13 protein-coding genes are annotated in these 17,154 nt (G+C 56.2%); 10 read left to right on the top strand and 3 right to left on the bottom strand.

Annotated elements, in window-relative coordinates; all coding sequences use genetic code 11:
• The first annotated feature begins 186 nt into the window (after positions 1-186).
• Genes tamA through KCR01S_RS16900 form a run of 3 tightly spaced genes read left to right on the top strand, consistent with a single transcriptional unit; the run spans position 187 to position 6,040 of the window.
• Positions 187-1,920: an autotransporter assembly complex protein TamA gene (gene tamA, locus KCR01S_RS16910; RefSeq protein WP_061284188.1), complete on the top strand. Its 1,734-nt coding sequence runs from the start codon at positions 187-189 to the stop codon at positions 1,918-1,920.
• The gene (gene tamB, locus KCR01S_RS16905) at positions 1,917-5,693 is read left to right on the top strand and encodes an autotransporter assembly complex protein TamB (RefSeq protein WP_061284185.1); all 3,777 of its coding nucleotides are present in this window, start codon (positions 1,917-1,919) and stop codon (positions 5,691-5,693) included. Before tamA ends, tamB begins: the two co-directional genes overlap by 4 nt.
• Positions 5,694-5,695: 2 nt before the next feature.
• The gene (locus tag KCR01S_RS16900; protein WP_061284184.1) at positions 5,696-6,040 is read left to right on the top strand and encodes a gamma-glutamylcyclotransferase family protein; all 345 of its coding nucleotides are present in this window, start codon (positions 5,696-5,698) and stop codon (positions 6,038-6,040) included.
• 146 nt (positions 6,041-6,186) lie between these two features.
• Here KCR01S_RS16900 and ppa read toward each other — a convergent pair whose 3' ends face one another.
• On the bottom strand, positions 6,187-6,714 hold the full coding sequence (ppa, locus tag KCR01S_RS16895) for an inorganic diphosphatase (RefSeq protein WP_005134479.1): 528 nt from the start codon (positions 6,712-6,714) through the stop codon (positions 6,187-6,189).
• 402 nt (positions 6,715-7,116) lie between these two features.
• Between ppa and ytfQ the strand changes: the two genes are divergently transcribed.
• From ytfQ to KCR01S_RS16870, 5 genes are all read left to right on the top strand, one after another.
• Complete coding sequence (gene ytfQ / locus KCR01S_RS16890; RefSeq protein WP_061284182.1) at positions 7,117-8,073, top strand: galactofuranose ABC transporter, galactofuranose-binding protein YtfQ; 957 nt, start codon at positions 7,117-7,119, stop codon at positions 8,071-8,073.
• Positions 8,074-8,216: 143 nt separating this feature from the next.
• The gene (gene ytfR, locus KCR01S_RS16885) at positions 8,217-9,719 is read left to right on the top strand and encodes a galactofuranose ABC transporter, ATP-binding protein YtfR (protein WP_061284180.1); all 1,503 of its coding nucleotides are present in this window, start codon (positions 8,217-8,219) and stop codon (positions 9,717-9,719) included.
• A 10-nt stretch (positions 9,720-9,729) separates the two neighbouring features.
• Positions 9,730-10,755 carry a galactofuranose ABC transporter, ATP-binding protein YtfT gene (gene ytfT, locus KCR01S_RS16880; protein ID WP_156478778.1) on the top strand — a complete coding sequence of 342 codons (1,026 nt, stop codon included), beginning with the start codon at positions 9,730-9,732 and terminating at the stop codon, positions 10,753-10,755.
• On the top strand, positions 10,742-11,743 hold the full coding sequence (gene yjfF, locus KCR01S_RS16875; RefSeq protein ID WP_061284176.1) for a galactofuranose ABC transporter, permease protein YjfF: 1,002 nt from the start codon (positions 10,742-10,744) through the stop codon (positions 11,741-11,743). Before ytfT ends, yjfF begins: the two co-directional genes overlap by 14 nt.
• Positions 11,744-11,827: 84 nt before the next feature.
• A complete protein-coding gene (locus KCR01S_RS16870; RefSeq protein ID WP_061284295.1) occupies positions 11,828-13,390 on the top strand; it encodes a methyl-accepting chemotaxis protein in 1,563 nt (520 codons plus the stop codon).
• A 48-nt stretch (positions 13,391-13,438) separates the two neighbouring features.
• On the opposite strand, the gene fbp is transcribed toward KCR01S_RS16870, so the two are convergent.
• Positions 13,439-14,437, bottom strand: coding sequence for a class 1 fructose-bisphosphatase (gene fbp, locus KCR01S_RS16865; RefSeq protein WP_052282435.1), 999 nt, complete (start codon positions 14,435-14,437; stop codon positions 13,439-13,441).
• 175 nt (positions 14,438-14,612) lie between these two features.
• On the opposite strand from fbp, the gene mpl reads away from it, so the two are divergent.
• Together mpl and KCR01S_RS16855 are read left to right on the top strand one after the other, a co-directional pair.
• Positions 14,613-15,989, top strand: coding sequence for a UDP-N-acetylmuramate:L-alanyl-gamma-D-glutamyl-meso-diaminopimelate ligase (mpl, locus tag KCR01S_RS16860; protein ID WP_061284174.1), 1,377 nt, complete (start codon positions 14,613-14,615; stop codon positions 15,987-15,989).
• A gap of 79 nt (positions 15,990-16,068) precedes the next feature.
• Positions 16,069-16,599 carry a GNAT family N-acetyltransferase gene (locus KCR01S_RS16855; RefSeq protein WP_061284172.1) on the top strand — a complete coding sequence of 177 codons (531 nt, stop codon included), beginning with the start codon at positions 16,069-16,071 and terminating at the stop codon, positions 16,597-16,599.
• 347 nt (positions 16,600-16,946) lie between these two features.
• Here the strand turns inward: KCR01S_RS16855 and KCR01S_RS25485 are convergent.
• Positions 16,947-17,154: hypothetical protein (locus KCR01S_RS25485; protein WP_218007476.1), on the bottom strand; the 208-nt coding region annotated here is incomplete at its 5' end.

Here is a 17,154-nt window from a genome sequence, read left to right as displayed (position 1 = left end):
CTAAATTTAAACATAAGAATAATTTGGGGCTCTGTCTTTATTTCAACCCGACAAAGAGTGGGTTTTTTAAACTGACGTTAAATGCCGGGCGCCAAAAGTGCGCCAAAAAGGGCAAAACGCAGTCATGGCCGCGGAGCGGACTTTCGTTTCCCGTTGGGGTGGAAACAAGGATATTCAGGAGAAAATGTGCGACAAATCCGCCAGTTATGTTTGGTGAGCTTGCTGCTGACCAGCGGTGTTGCCAGTGCAGCGAGCATCCGTCTACAGGTTGAAGGGCTCTCAGGCGAACTACAAAAAAACGTTCGAGCGCAGCTTTCTACGATCGATAGCGATGAGGTCACGCCGGACCGCCGCTTTCGTGCGCGCGTGGACGATGCGATTCGCGAAGGGTTAAAAGCCCTCGGCTACTACGAACCGACCATTGACTTTGAACTCAAGCCGCCGCCGGCAAAAGGCCGTCAGGTGCTGCTGGCGAAAGTCACTCCGGGAGAGCCGGTGCTGATTGGCGGAACCGATGTGATTTTGCGCGGCGGTGCGCGCGACGACAGGGATTATCTGGATCTGCTGAAAACGCGGCCGAAGATTGGCAGCGTACTGAACCACAGCGATTACGACCATTTCAAAAGCTCGCTGACCAGCGTATCGCTGCGCAAGGGCTACTTCGACAGTGAATTTAAAAAGAGCCAGCTAGGCATTGCGCTGGAGCGCCGTCAGGCATTCTGGGATATCGACTACGACAGCGGCCAGCGTTATCGCTTTGGCGATGTGACCTTTGAAGGTTCACAAATCCGCGAGGAATATCTTCAGCATCTGGTGCCGTTTAAGAAGGGTGACTACTACCAGTCTAGCGACCTTGCCGAACTGAACCGACGTCTGTCCGCCACCGGCTGGTTTAATTCCGTGGTTGTCGCACCCGAATTTGATAAATCACGTGAAACGAAAGTCCTGCCGCTGCACGGCGTGGTGTCACCGCGCAGTGAAAACACCGTTGAACTCGGCGGCGGCTATTCCACTGACGTGGGTCCACGGGTAAAAGCCTCGTGGAAAAAACCGTGGGTAAACTCCTATGGCCATAGTTTTACGACCAGCCTGAGCGTCTCGGCTCCGGAACAGCAGCTTGATTTCAGCTACAAAATGCCGCTGCTGAAGAACCCGCTGGAACAGTATTATCTGGTACAGGGCGGCTTCAAAAGTACCGATCTCAACGATACCAAAGCCGACTCCACCACGCTTGCCGTCTCGCGATTCTGGGACCTCTCCAGCGGTTGGCAGCGAGCCATTAACTTGCGCTGGAGTCTCGACCACTTTACCCAGGCTGACGTTACCAACACCACCATGCTGTTCTATCCTGGCGTCTCTATCAGCCGCACCCGCTCGCGCGGTGGCCTGATGCCGACCTGGGGTGATTCCCAGCGTTATTCCATTGATTACTCCAACACGGCCTGGGGCTCGGACGTTGACTTCTCGGTCTTCCAGGCTCAGAACGTATGGATTCGAACCCTGTATGACAAACACCGTTTCGTGATGCGCGGCAACCTTGGCTGGATTGAAACCGGCGACTTTGACCGTGTGCCACCGGATCTGCGTTTCTTCGCCGGTGGCGATCGCAGTATTCGTGGCTATAAGTACAAATCCATTGCTCCGGAGGACTCCAAAGGCAAACTGATCGGTGCTTCGAAGCTGGCGACCGGTTCGCTGGAGTATCAATACAATGTCACCGGGAAGTGGTGGGGGGCGATGTTTGTCGACGGCGGTGAAGCGGTCAGCGATATTCGCCAGAGCGACTGGAAAACCGGTGCTGGTGTCGGCGTGCGCTGGCAGTCTCCCGTTGGGCCAATCAAGCTCGATTTCGCCGTGCCAGTTGGCGATAAAGATGAACATGGATTGCAGTTTTATATCGGACTGGGGCCTGAACTATGACGTTATGGAAAAAAATAAGCCTCGGCGTTCTGATTTTCCTGCTGGTGCTGGTGGGGAGCATTGGCTTCCTGGTTGGCACCACGACGGGTTTACATCTGCTGTTTAATGCGGCTAATCGCTGGGTGCCGGGGCTGGAAATCGGCCAGGTGACCGGCGGCTGGCGTGATTTGACGCTGAAAAAAGTGCGTTATACCCAACCGGGCGTGGCGGTGGATGCTGGGGAGTTTCACCTGGCGGTTAATCTGAACTGCCTGTGGCACAGCAGCGTGTGCGTGAATGATATCGCGCTACGTGACATCAATGTGGCTATCGACAGCAGCAAAATGCCGCCTGCTGCCCCCGTTGAAGAAGAGGATACGGGGCCGCTGAACCTGTCGACGCCGTACACGATCACCCTGAGCCGGGTATCGCTTAACAACATCAATATCAAGATTGACGACACCACGGTGTCGGTCATGGACTTTACCAGCGGCCTGGCGTGGCAGGAGAAAAACCTGACGCTGACGCCAACGGCCCTCCAGGGGTTGCTGATTGCGTTGCCGAAGGTGGCGGACGTTGCGCAAAAAGAGGTGGTAGAACCGAAGATCGACAATCCGCAGCCGCAGGAGAAACCGCTGGGCGAAACCATGACCGAGCTGTTCTCTAAGCCGGTGCTGCCAGAGATGACCGATGTCCATCTGCCGCTGAATCTCAATATCGAATCCTTTAGCGGCGAACAGCTGCGTATTACCGGCGATACCGACCTGACGGTGTATAAAATGTTGCTGAAGGTGAGCAGCATTGACGGCAACATGAAGCTCGACGCGCTGGATATCGACTCCAGCCAGGGCACGGTCAATGCCAGCGGTACGGCGCAGCTCATCAATGACTGGCCGGTGGATATGACCCTCAACAGCACGCTGAATATCGATCCGCTAAAAGGCGAAAAGGTGAAGCTGAAAGTCGCCGGTGAGGTGCGTAAGCAACTGGAAGTGGGGGTTAACCTCTCAGGCCAGGTGGATATGAATCTGCGAGCGCAGGCGCAGCTGGCAGAAGCCGGCCTGCCGTTTAACGTGGAGATCAACAGCAAACAGCTGTATTGGCCGTTTACCGGCGAGAAACAGTTCCAGGCCGATGACCTCAAACTGAAGCTGGGCGGCAAAATGACCGATTACACCCTGTCATTCGCCACGGCGGTGAAGGGGCAGGGCGTACCGCCGGCGAAGATCACCCTTGATGCCAAAGGCAACGAGCGGCAGGTTAATCTCGATAAGCTCGCGATTGCGGCGCTGGACGGCACCACCGAGTTCAAAGCGCTGCTCGACTGGCAGCAGGCGATAAGCTGGCGTGGTGAGCTGGCGCTGCACGGGATTAACACCGGCAAGTTGGCACCAGAATGGCCATCCAAGCTGGAAGGGCTGATTAAAACCAATGGCAGCCTGTACGGCGGTACCTGGCAGATGAGCGTGCCGGAGATGAAAATCACCGGTAACGTGAAGCAGAACAAGGTGCTGGTCGACGGTTCCGCGCGGGGTAACAGCTACCTGCAGTGGACCATCCCTGGACTGCACGTGGCGCTGGGCAATAACAATGCCGACATTAAGGGTGAGCTGGGCGTTAAGGATCTTAACCTCGACGCCAATATTGATGCGCCGAAGCTCGATAACATGCTGCCAGGTCTTGGTGGGACGGCAAAAGGTCTGGTGAAAATTCGCGGTACCGTGGATGCCCCGCAGGTGCTGGCGGATATCACCGCGCGTGGCCTGCGCTGGCAAGAACTGTCGATTGGCCAGGTGCGGGTGGAGGGTGATGTCAAATCCACTGACCAGATTGCCGGTAACCTCGACGTGCGCGTTGAGCGCATTGTGCAGCCGGACGTCAACATTGGTCTGGTGCATCTGGCGGCGAAGGGCAACGAAAAACAGCACTCCCTCCAGCTGCAGGTTCAGGGTGAACCGGTGTCCGGCCAGCTAGCGCTGGCGGGCAGTTTCGATCGCGAAGAAGAACGCTGGAAAGGGGCGTTGAGCAATACGCGCTTCCAGACGCCGGTGGGGCCGTGGTCCATTAACCGCGATATCGCGCTGGACTACCGTAACCTCGAACAGAAAATCAGTATTGGGCCGCACTGCTGGGTGAACCCGAATGCGGAGCTGTGCGTGCCGCAAACCATTGATGCTGGAGCGGCAGGGCATGCCATCGTCAATCTGAACCGGTTCGACCTGGCGATGCTCAAGCCGTTTATGCCGGAAGCAACGCAGGCTAGCGGTGTGTTTAGCGGTAACGCAGATGTCACCTGGGACACCACTAAAGAGGGGCTGCCACAGGGTAAAGTGACGCTTTCTGGCCGCAACGTGAAGGTGACGCAGTTGGTCAACGATGCGCCGCTACCGGTCGCATTTGATACGCTGAATCTCAGCGCTGACCTGCATAACAATCGTGCCGAACTGGGCTGGCTTATCCGCCTGACCAACAATGGTCAACTCGATGGTCAGGTGCAGGTCACCGATCCGCAGGGGCGGCGTAATCTTGGCGGTAACGTCAATATTCGCAACTTCTCACTGGCGATGGTCAACCCGCTCTTCTCCCGCGGCGAAAAAGCTGATGGGAAGCTGAACGCTAATCTTCGATTGGGTGGCAACCTGCAAAGCCCGCTGATGTTTGGCCAGCTCCAGCTAAACGGCCTCGATGTCGATGGCAACTTTATGCCGTTTGATATGCAGCCAAGCCAGGTAACCATGAACTTCAACGGCGCCAGCTCAACGCTGCAAGGGGAAATTCGTACCCAGCAGGGACAAATTAGCCTCAACGGTGATGCGGACTGGCGGCAGATTGAGAACTGGCGGGCGCGTGTTGCCGCGAAAGGCAGCCGGGTGCGCATCACCGTGCCACCAATGGTTCGTCTCGATGTGTCTCCGGATGTCGAATTTAACGCCACACCAAGCCTGTTTACGCTCGATGGCAGCGTAGACGTACCGTGGGCGCGCATTGTGGTGAAAGAGGTGCCAGAGAGCGCGGTAGGCGTTTCCAGTGATGAAGTGATGCTCAACAACCAGCTACAGCCGGAAGAGACCAAATCAGCGTCAATTCCAATCAACAGCAACCTGATGATCCATGTTGGCAACAACGTGCGTCTGGATGCCTTTGGACTGAAAGCGCGTCTGACCGGCGATCTGAAGGTGGCGCAGGATAAACAGGGGCTGGGGCTTAACGGGCAGATCAACATTCCGGAAGGGCGTTTCCACGCCTACGGTCAGGATCTGCTGGTGCGCAAAGGCGAGCTGCTGTTCTCCGGTCCGCCGGATCAGCCGCTACTCAATATCGAAGCCATTCGTAACCCAGAGTCTACCGAAAACGATGTTATCGCCGGCGTTCGTGTCACGGGTACGGCCGACCAACCGAAGGCTGAAGTCTTCTCAGACCCGGCAATGTCGCAGCAGGAAGCGCTCTCCTACCTTGTCCGCGGACAGGGGCTGGACAGCGGCCAGAGCGACGGCGCGGCGATGACGTCTATGCTTATTGGTATGGGGGTTGCACAAAGTGGTCAAGTTGTGGGTAAAATCGGCGAGACGTTTGGCGTGAGTAACCTGGCTTTAGACACACAAGGGGTGGGTGATTCCTCCCAGGTGGTGGTCAGCGGTTACGTCTTGCCGGGTCTACAGGTGAAATATGGCGTGGGGATCTTTGACTCTTTGGCGACGCTCACGTTACGCTATCGCCTGATGCCTAAGCTGTATCTGGAAGCGGTGTCTGGCGTAGACCAGGCGCTCGATTTGCTCTATCAGTTTGAGTTTTAGCAATGCGAATATTTGTGTACGGCAGTTTACGGCGCAAACAAGGCAACAGCCACTGGATGACTAACGCCCAGTGGCTGGGCGATCACAGCGTTTCCGATTATCAACTGTACAGCCTGGGCCACTATCCAGGCGCGGTGCCCGGCGTTGGCACAGTACACGGTGAAGTCTATCGGATCGACGCATCGACGCTGGCCGAACTGGATGCGCTGCGCACCAAGGCGGGCGAATACGCACGCCATCTTATCCAGACGCCTTATGGTAGTGCCTGGATGTACGTCTATCAGCGCCCAATCGCGGGATGTACGCTGATAGAAAGCGGCAACTGGTTGGATAAAGACCAGTATTGAATACGGCAACGCCACCTTCGGGTGGCGTTGTTTTTTTATGGTTTTGCTATTGTCGCCGTGAGGCCAATACCTGGAGTCAGGCCACCGCGCTGCCACAAATAAAAACACCGCCCGGAGGCGGTGTTTTCAAGGCGTGAAAAGAAATCTTATTTCTTCGCGCGCTCGAAGGAAGCAACGATTTCAGCTTTAGCCGCTTCAGCGTTGTCCCAACCGTCAACTTTAACCCATTTGCCTGCTTCGAGGTCTTTGTAGTGCTCGAAGAAGTGGGTGATCTGCGCTTTCAGCAGGTCCGGCAGGTCGTTCACATCTTTGATGTGATCGTATTCTTTGCTCAGTTTGGTGTGCGGTACCGCAACCAGCTTCGCATCTTCACCGGATTCGTCGGTCATTTTCAGCACGCCAACTGGACGGCAGCGAATAACGGAACCTGGCTCCAGTGGGTATGGCGTTGGGACCAGAACGTCAACCGGGTCACCGTCCAGAGACAGGGTGTGGTTGATGTAGCCGTAGTTGCATGGGTAGAACATCGCAGTGGACATGAAACGGTCAACGAACAGTGCGCCGCTCTCTTTGTCGACTTCGTATTTGATCGGATCTGCGTTAGCTGGGATTTCGATGACAACGTAGATATCTTCCGGCAGATCTTTACCCGCAGGGACGTTGAGTAAGCTCATGTCTGTTTCCTTTAGAATGTATGGCAAACTAGTGCCCGGTATTATAGCCAACTCGCCGCGAATGTCTTGGCCTGTTTTACGTCCTACCCCCATGAACCCGCCTTTTTCAGCCGCTTCTTATGGCAGGAAAATCCATAATCTTAGCCGCATACTGAATAAATTCATGAAACCGTTTACATCGTGCGAAAAAATGAGGGGAAAGCCCGTTTTTTTTCGACAAAACCGATAGCGCTCAATGGGTGCGTGACGCCTTCTCCTTCCTGCTCTCTTCGTCAGAGCGATGCTTAACAAATAATTTACTTTTTTGAAGTGTGATGTAACTCATTCCGTTACATATCCCATTGTCTATAGTTTTTCCGCAGGTGGATATTTAACCAACAATAACCCTACGAGGATACCTCTATGTGGAAGCGCTTACTCCTTGTCACAGCAGTTTCCGCAGCCATGTCGTCTATGGTCATGGCTGCCCCTTTAACGGTGGGTTTTTCGCAAGTCGGCTCTGAATCCGGCTGGCGCGCGGCGGAAACGAACGTCGCGAAGCAGGAAGCGGAAAAACGCGGTATCACGCTGAAGATTGCCGATGGGCAGCAAAAACAGGAAAACCAGCTCAAAGCGGTACGCTCCTTTATTGCCCAGGGCGTTGACGCCATCTTCATCGCACCGGTCGTGGCGACGGGGTGGGAACCGGTCTTAAAAGAAGCGAAAGAGGCCAAAATTCCGGTGTTCCTGCTCGATCGTTCTATCGATGTGAAAGACAAATCGCTCTACATGACCACCGTCACCGCCAACAACGTACTGGAAGGCCAACTGATTGGGGAATGGTTGATTAAAACCGTCGATGGCAAACCGTGTAACGTGGTTGAACTGCAGGGAACGGTAGGGGCAAGCGTGGCCATTGACCGTAAAAAAGGCTTTGCGGACGCCATCTCGAAAGCGTCAAACATTAAGATCATTCGCTCCCAGTCCGGTGACTTTACGCGCAGTAAAGGCAAAGAGGTGATGGAGAGCTTTATCAAAGCCGAAAACAACGGCAAAAACATCTGCATGGTTTACGCGCACAACGATGACATGGTGATCGGTGCGATTCAGGCCATCAAAGAAGCCGGGCTGAAGCCAGGCAAAGATATCCTGACCGGTTCAATTGATGGCGTGCCGGATATCTACAAAGCGATGATTGCCGGTGACGCTAACGCCAGCGTCGAGCTGACGCCAAATATGGCGGGTCCGGCATTTGATGCACTGGAGAAATTCAAGAAAGACGGCACCATGCCGGAGAAAGTGACGCTGACCAAGTCCACCCTCTACCTGCCGGATACGGCAAAAGAAGAGTTAGAGAAGAAGAAAAACATGGGCTACTAAGCTGCCGATCCCTTCACCCCAACCCTCTCCCTAAACGGGAGAGGGAGCCGAGCGGTGCAGGGCGTCAGATTCCGAGCGAGCTGTTGGCACAATATATCCCCTTTCCCCCGCGGGGAGAGGGTTAAGGTGAGGGGGAGCGCATAATGACCACTGAAACCAACCAGGAAATCCTCCGCACCGAGGGGCTTTGCCAGTATTTTCCCGGCGTTAAGGCGCTGGATAACGTGAATTTCAGCCTACGGCGCGGGGAAATCATGGCGCTTCTGGGCGAAAACGGGGCCGGGAAATCGACGCTGATTAAGGCGCTGACCGGCGTCTACCACGCAAACCGTGGCACCATCTGGCTGGAAGGTCAGCAAATCAACCCAAAAAATACCGCACATGCCCAGCAGTTGGGGATTGGCACGGTGTACCAGGAAGTGAACCTGCTTCCAAACATGTCGGTGGCGGATAATCTATTTATTGGCCGTGAGCCAAAACGCTTTGGCCTGCTGCGACGTAAAGAGATGGAGAAACGCGCCACGGAGCTGATGGCTTCTTATGGCTTCTCTCTTGATGTGCGCGAGCCGCTAAACCGTTTTTCGGTGGCGATGCAGCAGATTGTGGCCATCTGCCGGGCCATCGATCTCTCCGCCAAGGTATTGATCTTAGATGAGCCGACCGCCAGCCTCGATACCAAAGAGGTGGAGATGCTGTTTACCCTGATGCGCCAATTGCGCGATCGGGGCGTCAGCCTGATCTTCGTCACCCACTTCCTCGATCAGGTGTATGCGGTGAGCGATCGTATCACCGTCCTGCGCAACGGTAGCTTTGTTGGCTGCCGGGAAACCCGCGAGTTGCCGCAGATTGAGTTGGTCAAAATGATGTTGGGCCGTGAGCTGGAGCACCAGGCGCTACAGCGCGCCGGGCGCACGCTGCTTAGCGATAAGCCAGTGGCCTCATTTGAAGGCTACGGCAAAAAAGGCACCATCGCACCGTTCGATCTTCACGTCCGCCCTGGAGAAATCGTCGGTCTCGCCGGGTTGTTGGGATCGGGGCGCACGGAGACCGCCGAGGTGATCTTCGGTATTCGTCCTGCCGACAGCGGCCAGGCGACGATCAAAGGCAAACTGCAAACTCTGCGATCGCCGCACCAGGCATCCTGTCTGGGGATCGGTTTCTGCCCTGAAGATCGTAAAACCGACGGCATTATTGCCGCCGCCTCGGTGCGAGAAAATATCATTCTGGCGCTGCAGGCTCAGCGCGGGTGGCTGCGGCCGATTCCGCGTAAAGAGCAAAACGACATTGCCGAGCGTTTTATCCGCCAATTGGGGATCCGCACCCCCAGCGCTGAACAACCGGTGGAATTTCTCTCTGGTGGCAACCAGCAGAAGGTGCTGTTGTCCCGCTGGCTGCTAACGCGACCGCAGTTTCTGATCCTTGATGAGCCAACGCGCGGGATCGATGTCGGGGCGCATGCGGAGATTATCCGCCTGATTGAAACCCTGTGCGCCGACGGTCTGGCGCTGCTGGTGATTTCGTCCGAACTTGAAGAGCTGGTGGGCTATGCCGATCGGGTGATTATCATGCGCGATCGCCAACAGATCGCCGAGATCCCTCTGGCTGAACTTTCCGTTCCCGCCATCATGAACGCTATTGCGGCCTAAGGAGTTAACCGTGATGCCTCGATCCGTTGGGCAAACTGAACCGTCCAGTCGCCGCTTTCGCTGGCCGCCGGGCATGCCGCAAATCGCGGCCCTTATCCTGGTGCTGCTGGTCGATAGTCTGGTGGCTCCGCATTTTTTCCAGATAACCCTACAGGATGGCCGTCTGTTCGGCAGCCCTATCGACATTCTTAACCGCGCCGCGCCGGTCGCCCTGTTAGCAATTGGCATGACGCTGGTTATCGCCACCGGAGGGATCGATCTCTCGGTGGGGGCGGTGATGGCGATTGCCGGGGCAACCGCCGCTTCGATGACCGTCGCTGGGCACAGCCTGCCGATAGTGCTTCTGGCGGCGCTAGGTTCCGGCGTTTTGGCTGGCCTGTGGAATGGCATTTTGGTGGCCATCCTCAAGATACAACCCTTTGTGGCGACGCTCATCCTGATGGTTGCCGGGCGCGGCGTCGCGCAGCTCATCACTTCCGGACAGATTGTCACCTTCGATTCGCCGGCGTTGGCCTGGCTCGGCAGCGGTAAAATGTTGCTGTTTCCAACGCCGGTTATTATTGCGCTGATCACCCTGGTTATTTTCTGGATGATCGCCCGCAAAACGGCGCTTGGTATGTTTATCGAAGCGGTGGGGATCAACATCCGCGCGGCGAAAAACGCCGGGGTGAATACCCGTATTGTGGTGATGTTGGCCTATGTACTCAGTGGAATTTGTGCGGCCATCGCCGGGATTATTGTGGCCGCGGATATTCGCGGGGCCGACGCCAACAACGCCGGGCTGTGGCTGGAGCTGGATGCTATTCTGGCGGTCGTGATCGGCGGCGGTTCGCTGATGGGCGGGCGCTTTAACCTGCTGCTGTCGGTGATTGGTGCGCTGATCATTCAGGGCATGAACACCGGTATTTTGCTCTCCGGTTTCCCGCCAGAGCTCAATCAGGTGGTGAAAGCCGTGGTGGTGATGTGCGTGCTGATTGTTCAGTCGCCGCGCTTTATTCAGATTCTGAAAAGGATACGGGGCCATGATAAAACGTAATTTGCCGTTGATGATCACCCTCGGCGTCTTTGTCCTTGGCTACCTCTACTGCCTGACGCAGTTTCCGGGTTTCGCTTCGACTCGGGTGATCTGCAATATCCTCACCGATAACGCCTTCTTAGGGATCGTCGCGGTGGGTATGACCTTTGTGATCCTCTCCGGCGGGATCGATCTGTCGGTCGGGTCAGTGATCGCCTTCACCGGCGTGTTCCTGGCGAAAGCCATTGGCTTCTGGGGATTGTCGCCGCTGGTGGCTTTTCCGCTGGTGCTGGTGATGGGGTGTGCCTTTGGTGCCTTTATGGGCTGGCTGATTGATGCTCTGAAGATCCCGGCGTTTATCATTACGCTGGCGGGCATGTTTTTCCTGCGCGGCGTTAGCTATCTGGTCTCGGAGGAGTCGATTCCCATCGATCACCCGCTGTACGATACCCTCTCTGGGCTGGCGTGGACGATCCCCGGCGGTGGGCGCCTTAGCGCTATGGGGCTGCTGATGCTGCTGGTGGTGGTGCTGGGGATCTTTCTCGCTCACCGTACCCGCTTTGGCAACCAGGTTTACGCCATCGGCGGCAGCGCTACGTCGGCGAATCTGATGGGCATCCCGACCCGCAGCACCATTGTGCGTATCTACATGCTGTCGACCGGGCTGGCGACGCTCGCCGGTATTGTTTTCTCCATTTATACCCAAGCGGGCTATGCGCTGGCAGGAGTTGGGGTAGAGCTGGACGCTATCGCGTCGGTGGTGATTGGCGGCACGCTGCTCAGCGGCGGCGTCGGTACGGTGCTGGGGACGCTGTTTGGCGTGGGGATCCAGGGGTTGATTCAAACCTACATTAACTTTGATGGCACGCTCAGCTCCTGGTGGACCAAAATCGCTATCGGCATCCTGCTGTTTATTTTTATCGCTCTCCAGCGCGGGCTGACGGTGCTGTGGGAGAACCGGCAGAATGCGGCGGTAACCCGCGTCAATGCTGAAGTAACAAAGAACTAACATACTGATACGCTAAAGTTTTTCCGGTAGCAGCCGATAGTTTTCTTTTACGCCAAACGTACCCTGCTACCGGACAAAACTATGATGCTAAGAACGCTGTCTATCCGTACCGGCCTGCTGTCCCTGCTTGCCGTGATGACCTTGCTGCTTCTCCTGGTAAGCGGCATCGGTATTTATGCTCTCACCCAAAGCTCCACCTCGTTGCAACGTATCGATCACCTGCAAAGCGACCAAATGACGCAGCTCAATGAAGGCTACACGCTACTGCTGCGTGCGCGTAACGAAGCAAGCCAGGCGGTAAGGCTGATGGAAATCGGCATGCTGGACGATGCGGCGAAGGCGGTCAAACTGCTGAGTGGAGAAGTGGCGCAGGCGCAAAAAATTATTGCCGCCGTCAGTCAGTCGTCGATGGACGATGCTGAGGGGACAAAACTGATGGGCAACGTGGCTAAAAGCTACGAGCTGTATAACGCGCAGGGGATCAAACCGATGCTGGCGGCGCTCGAAGGGCAAAACGTCGATGGCTATTACGATCTGCTGGAAAAGAGCATGATCCCGGTATCCCGCCAGTTTGATAATGCCATTCATGCTTTCCAGGACTGGGGCGAGTCTCGCGGCCAGGTGGAAATTGCTGCGGTTCATGCCACGAAAAATAAGGTGCTGGTGCTGATGGCGATCGCCATCCTGCTGACCGCCGGCGTCATGGCGCTTGGCTGGCTCCAGTTGCGCCACCTGCTGCTCAAACCGCTGGATGCGGCGATTGCTCAACTGGAGCAGGTTGCCTCCGGCGATTTAACCCATTCACCGCTGAAGGCCAATAGCGCTGAGATTAAACGTCTCAACGGGGCGATTGCCGGTATGCGCGAATCGATGATGAACTCGGTGATGCGGGTACGCGATGCCAGTTCGCAAATTGATATCGGCAGCCGCGAGCTGACGGCCGGTAACAATCACCTGGCGCAGCGCACCGAATCGACGGCCACATCGCTTGAGCAAACCGCGGCCAGTATGGAAGAGCTGACGGCGACCGTGAAGCAAAATGCCGACAACGCCGATCAGGCGCACAAGCTGGCGAAAGACGTTTCCGATACCGCCGATCGCGGCAGCGAAATGGTCTGCTACGTGATTGAAAAAATGCAGGATATTGCCGGCAGCTCTAACCGTATTGCCGACATCCTTGGGGTGATCGACGGCATTGCCTTCCAGACCAACATTCTGGCGCTCAACGCCTCGGTTGAAGCCGCCCGCGCGGGTGAACAGGGGCGCGGCTTTGCCGTGGTCGCGGGGGAAGTGCGTAACCTGGCCAGCCGCAGTGCCGACGCGGCGAAAGAGATCCGCCAGCTGATTTCCGCGTCGCAGAATCACGTCAGTGAAGGCAGTGACCTGGCGCAGCAGGCGGGCGAAACGATGGATGAGATTGCCACTGAGGTGATGCGAATGACCAAACTGATGCGCGAGATTGCCAGTGCGTCTCAGGAGCAGAGCCGTGGGATTGAACAGGTGAATATCGCGGTAAGCCAGATGGATGAAACGGCGCAACAGAACGCGGCGCTGGTACAGCAATCGTCAGCGGCAACCCGTTCGCTGGAAGAACAGTCGCAGGCGCTCACGTCGGCGATGGCCTCGTTCCGTCTGCAGATGTCGTAATCGATTTTCCCTCTCCCCGATGGGGAGAGGGAAACTTTCTTCCGAGGCTTACGCGTCCGGGAACTCGCGAATCAAACGCTCAACGTCTTCAACCATGTGGTCGTTACCGACGAAGAACGAACGACGCTGGTGCAGCGTTTCCGGCTGAATATCCAGAATACGCTCTTTGCCATCGCTGGCTTTCCCGCCGGCCTGTTCCGCGAGGAACGCCATTGGGTTGCACTCATACAGCAGACGCAGCTTGCCATCCGGGTGGCTGGCGGTGCTTGGATACAGGTAGATGCCGCCCTTCAGCAGGTTACGATGGAAATCGGCGACCAGAGAACCGATATAGCGAGAGGTGTACGGGCGCTGCGTGGACTTATCTTCTTCCTGGCAGAACTTGATGTACTTCTTCACGCCGTTCGGGAATTTAATGTAGTTACCTTCGTTGATGGAATACGTGGTGCCGCGTTCCGGGAAGCGCATGCGCTCCTGGCACAGGCAGAACACGCCCAAAGAAGGATCGTAGGTAAAGGCGTGTACGCCGCAGCCGGTGGTGTACACCAGCATGGTGGACGAGCCGTAAACCACGTAGCCCGCAGCAACCTGGCGGTTACCCGGCTGGAGGAAATCTTCTTCGGTCACCGGCGTACCCACTGGGGTTACGCGACGGTAGATAGAGAAAATAGTCCCGACAGAGACGTTAACGTCGATATTAGATGAGCCATCAAGTGGATCCATCAGGACCACATATTTCGCGTGTTCGCAGCCGTCAAAGACGACGATTTCGTCTTCTTCTTCGGAGGCGATACCAGCAACGATGTCACGTGCGCGCAGCGCGGCTTTCAGTTTCTCGTTCGCGAACAGATCGAGCTTTTGTTGTACTTCTCCCTGTACGTTTTCTGCGCCGCTGGCACCCAGGATATCGACCAGACCGGCCTTATTGATATCGCGGTGGATGATCTTGGCACCTAACTTTATTGCCGACAGCAAAGCAGTGAGCTCACCGGTAGCATGAGAGAACTCGTGCTGCTTTTCGACAATAAATTCACCTAACGTTTTCATAACACTTTCCCTGCATTGGATGATGAGTAAAGCGACTGCAACAATCTTAACAAAGAATAAAAAAAATACGCACAGGTGAATCGCGCCAGCAAACTACGGAATATCCTTAAATGCATTTCTCTGGCGGCAAACATATGGGTAAAATGCGAGGCAGATTACAAAAGGATAGTGACGTATGCGCATTCATATTTTGGGTATTTGTGGCACGTTCATGGGCGGCCTGGCCATGCTGGCTCGTTCACTGGGTCACGAAGTCACGGGTTCGGATGCCAATGTGTATCCCCCGATGAGCACGCTGCTGGAAAAGCAAGGCATTGATTTAATTCAAGGTTATGATGCAAGCCAGCTTGATCCTCAGCCGGATCTGGTGATCATCGGCAACGCGATGACGCGCGGTAATCCGTGCGTGGAAGCGGTGCTGGAGAAAAACATTCCGTACATGTCTGGCCCACAGTGGCTGCACGATTTCGTGCTGCGCGACCGTTGGGTAGTGGCGATTGCTGGTACGCACGGTAAAACCACCACCGCCGGGATGGCGACCTGGATCCTCGAAGCCTGTGGCTACAAGCCAGGCTTCGTCATTGGCGGCCTGCCGGGTAACTTCGATGTTTCCGCACGCCTGGGCGAGAGCCCATTCTTCGTGATTGAAGCCGATGAATACGACTGCGCCTTCTTTGATAAGCGCTCCAAGTTCGTGCACTACTGCCCGCGGACGCTGGTTCTTAATAACCTCGAGTTCGACCACGCGGACATTTTTGACGATCTGAAAGCGATTCAAAAACAGTTCCACCACCTGGTGCGTATTGTCCCTGGACAAGGCCGCATCATCCTGCCGGAGAACGACGCTAACCTGAAACAGGTGATGGCGATGGGCTGCTGGAGCGAGCAGGAGCTGGTGGGCGAGCAGGGCCACTGGCAGGCGAAGAAGCTCAACACCGACGCCTCCGAGTGGGAAGTGCTGCTGGATGGCGAAAAGGTTGGCGAAGTGAAGTGGGGCCTGGTTGGCGAACACAACATGCACAACGGCCTGATGGCGATTGCCGCTGCGCGTCACGTTGGCGTGACCCCGGCAGATGCCGCCAACGCGCTGGGCAGCTTTATCAACGCCCGTCGCCGCCTTGAACTGCGCGGTGAAGCCAACGGCGTTTGCGTGTATGACGATTTCGCTCACCACCCAACGGCGATCCTCGCGACGCTGCAGGCGCTGCGCGGGAAAGTGGGGGGGACGGCTAAGATCATCGCCGTGCTGGAACCACGCTCCAACACCATGAAAATGGGCGTGTGCAAAGACGATCTGGCACCGTCTTTAGGCCGCGCCGATGAAGTGTTCCTGCTGCAGCCGCAGCATATTCCGTGGCAGGTTGCGGAAGTGGCTGAAGCCTGCGTGCAGCCAGCACACTGGAGCGCCGACGTTGACGCGCTCGCCGATATGGTGGTGAAAAACGCCGAACCGGGCGACCATATCCTGGTGATGAGCAACGGTGGTTTTGGTGGTATTCACCAGAAACTGCTGGATGGTCTGGCGAAAAAAGCGGAACAGCAACAGCACTAATCTGATCGCTCAGGTTTCTCCTCAGCCAATCGGGAAACCGGTTGGCTTTTTTATTTCCTGATTTCAGCAAGGACCGGACATGGAAAGGTTAACGTCACAGAAACTGACTTCAACGCAATCACCCCTTTTCCCTCGTGTTGAAGCGCTGTATGAGCAGGCTTTTCCCTGGCATGAACAGCGGGAGTTAGCGGCCAAGCAGCGCGCGCTGGGCGACCCGCACTATGCGCTGGAAGCCTGGTTTGACGGTGAACAGTTTATTGGCATGAGTGGGACATGGGCGTTTGATGGCTACAGCTATATTGAACATCTGGCGGTGGACAGCACGCTGCGTTCGCAGGGCTACGGGAAACGTCTGCTGGGGCAGATTCTGATGCGCGCGCCGCTCACCGTGCTGGAAATCGATCCGCTGACCACTGAGATTGCCCATAAGCGTCTGCGTTTTTATGAAGGAATGGGGTTTAGCGCCAACCCGTGGCCGCACGCGCACCCGACGTACCACGCGGGTATCGCTGACCATGAATTGATTGTGCTGAGCTATCCGCAGGCGATTGATGCCGCGCAGTATCAACGTTTTAATGATGAGTTACGTCAGGTGGTGATGGCGCTGTAGCCGATAAAAAATGCCCTCATCAGAGAGGTAATGCGCGTTAGTTAAACCATAATCCGTTCAGCTTGCCAGCCGATTGCGCTCCTTGTTCATCTCATGCCTTATAATCTGAGCGGCGCAAGGAGCGCGCAGGGGGCGGACAATTACCTCCGCCCCCCTGCACCCCTGCGCTCTGGCGGCTGAATCGCCGCTACGCGGTTCCCTCAGCTTATGCCTTCCGGCTTTCGGGGCGGGCGCGAGGCAACCTCCCTGTAAAACCGCGCCCTCAGCCCACATCCCCGTGGGCTGCCCCGGCCTGCAGGCAACGCTTCGGCGATTCAGACGCCACCTATGTCGCTTTAGTCTTTCTGCTAACAGTTAAAATCAGTGTCGCTGGAACCGATGAGTCCCCGCTTGAAATCGGTCAGCCGGAGAAAGGAAGACAAGGTCAGTCCGCCTGGATGGCGGGCTGAGGCGAACCGAGACACGACAAAATTGCCGGGAGCAATGTTGAACCACGCTTGCGTTGGCCCGAAGGGCGAGTCCCAGGAATGGGACGAGTAGCGTCGAGTTTCGCCG

It is taken from the genome of Kluyvera cryocrescens NBRC 102467, assembly GCF_001571285.1.
Classification (GTDB): Bacteria; Pseudomonadota; Gammaproteobacteria; order Enterobacterales; family Enterobacteriaceae; genus Kluyvera; species Kluyvera cryocrescens.
Note: the sequence above shows the minus strand (reverse complement) of the source record. Positions and strands in the feature narration are given on the sequence as shown.

Bases quoted from the DNA above. Each gene is read 5' to 3' on its own strand.
- mpl (WP_061284174.1), top strand. From the start codon at position 14,613: ATGCGCATTCATATTTTGGGTATTTGTGGCACGTTCATGGGCGGCCTG.
- KCR01S_RS16870 (WP_061284295.1), top strand. From the start codon at position 11,828: ATGCTAAGAACGCTGTCTATCCGTACCGGCCTGCTGTCCCTGCTTGCC.
- yjfF (WP_061284176.1), top strand. From the start codon at position 10,742: ATGATAAAACGTAATTTGCCGTTGATGATCACCCTCGGCGTCTTTGTC.
- ytfR (WP_061284180.1), top strand. From the start codon at position 8,217: ATGACCACTGAAACCAACCAGGAAATCCTCCGCACCGAGGGGCTTTGC.
- KCR01S_RS16855 (WP_061284172.1), top strand. From the start codon at position 16,069: ATGGAAAGGTTAACGTCACAGAAACTGACTTCAACGCAATCACCCCTT.
- ytfQ (WP_061284182.1), top strand. From the start codon at position 7,117: ATGTGGAAGCGCTTACTCCTTGTCACAGCAGTTTCCGCAGCCATGTCG.
- tamB (WP_061284185.1), top strand. From the start codon at position 1,917: ATGACGTTATGGAAAAAAATAAGCCTCGGCGTTCTGATTTTCCTGCTG.
- ppa (WP_005134479.1), bottom strand. From the start codon at position 6,714: ATGAGCTTACTCAACGTCCCTGCGGGTAAAGATCTGCCGGAAGATATC.
- fbp (WP_052282435.1), bottom strand. From the start codon at position 14,437: ATGAAAACGTTAGGTGAATTTATTGTCGAAAAGCAGCACGAGTTCTCT.
- KCR01S_RS16900 (WP_061284184.1), top strand. From the start codon at position 5,696: ATGCGAATATTTGTGTACGGCAGTTTACGGCGCAAACAAGGCAACAGC.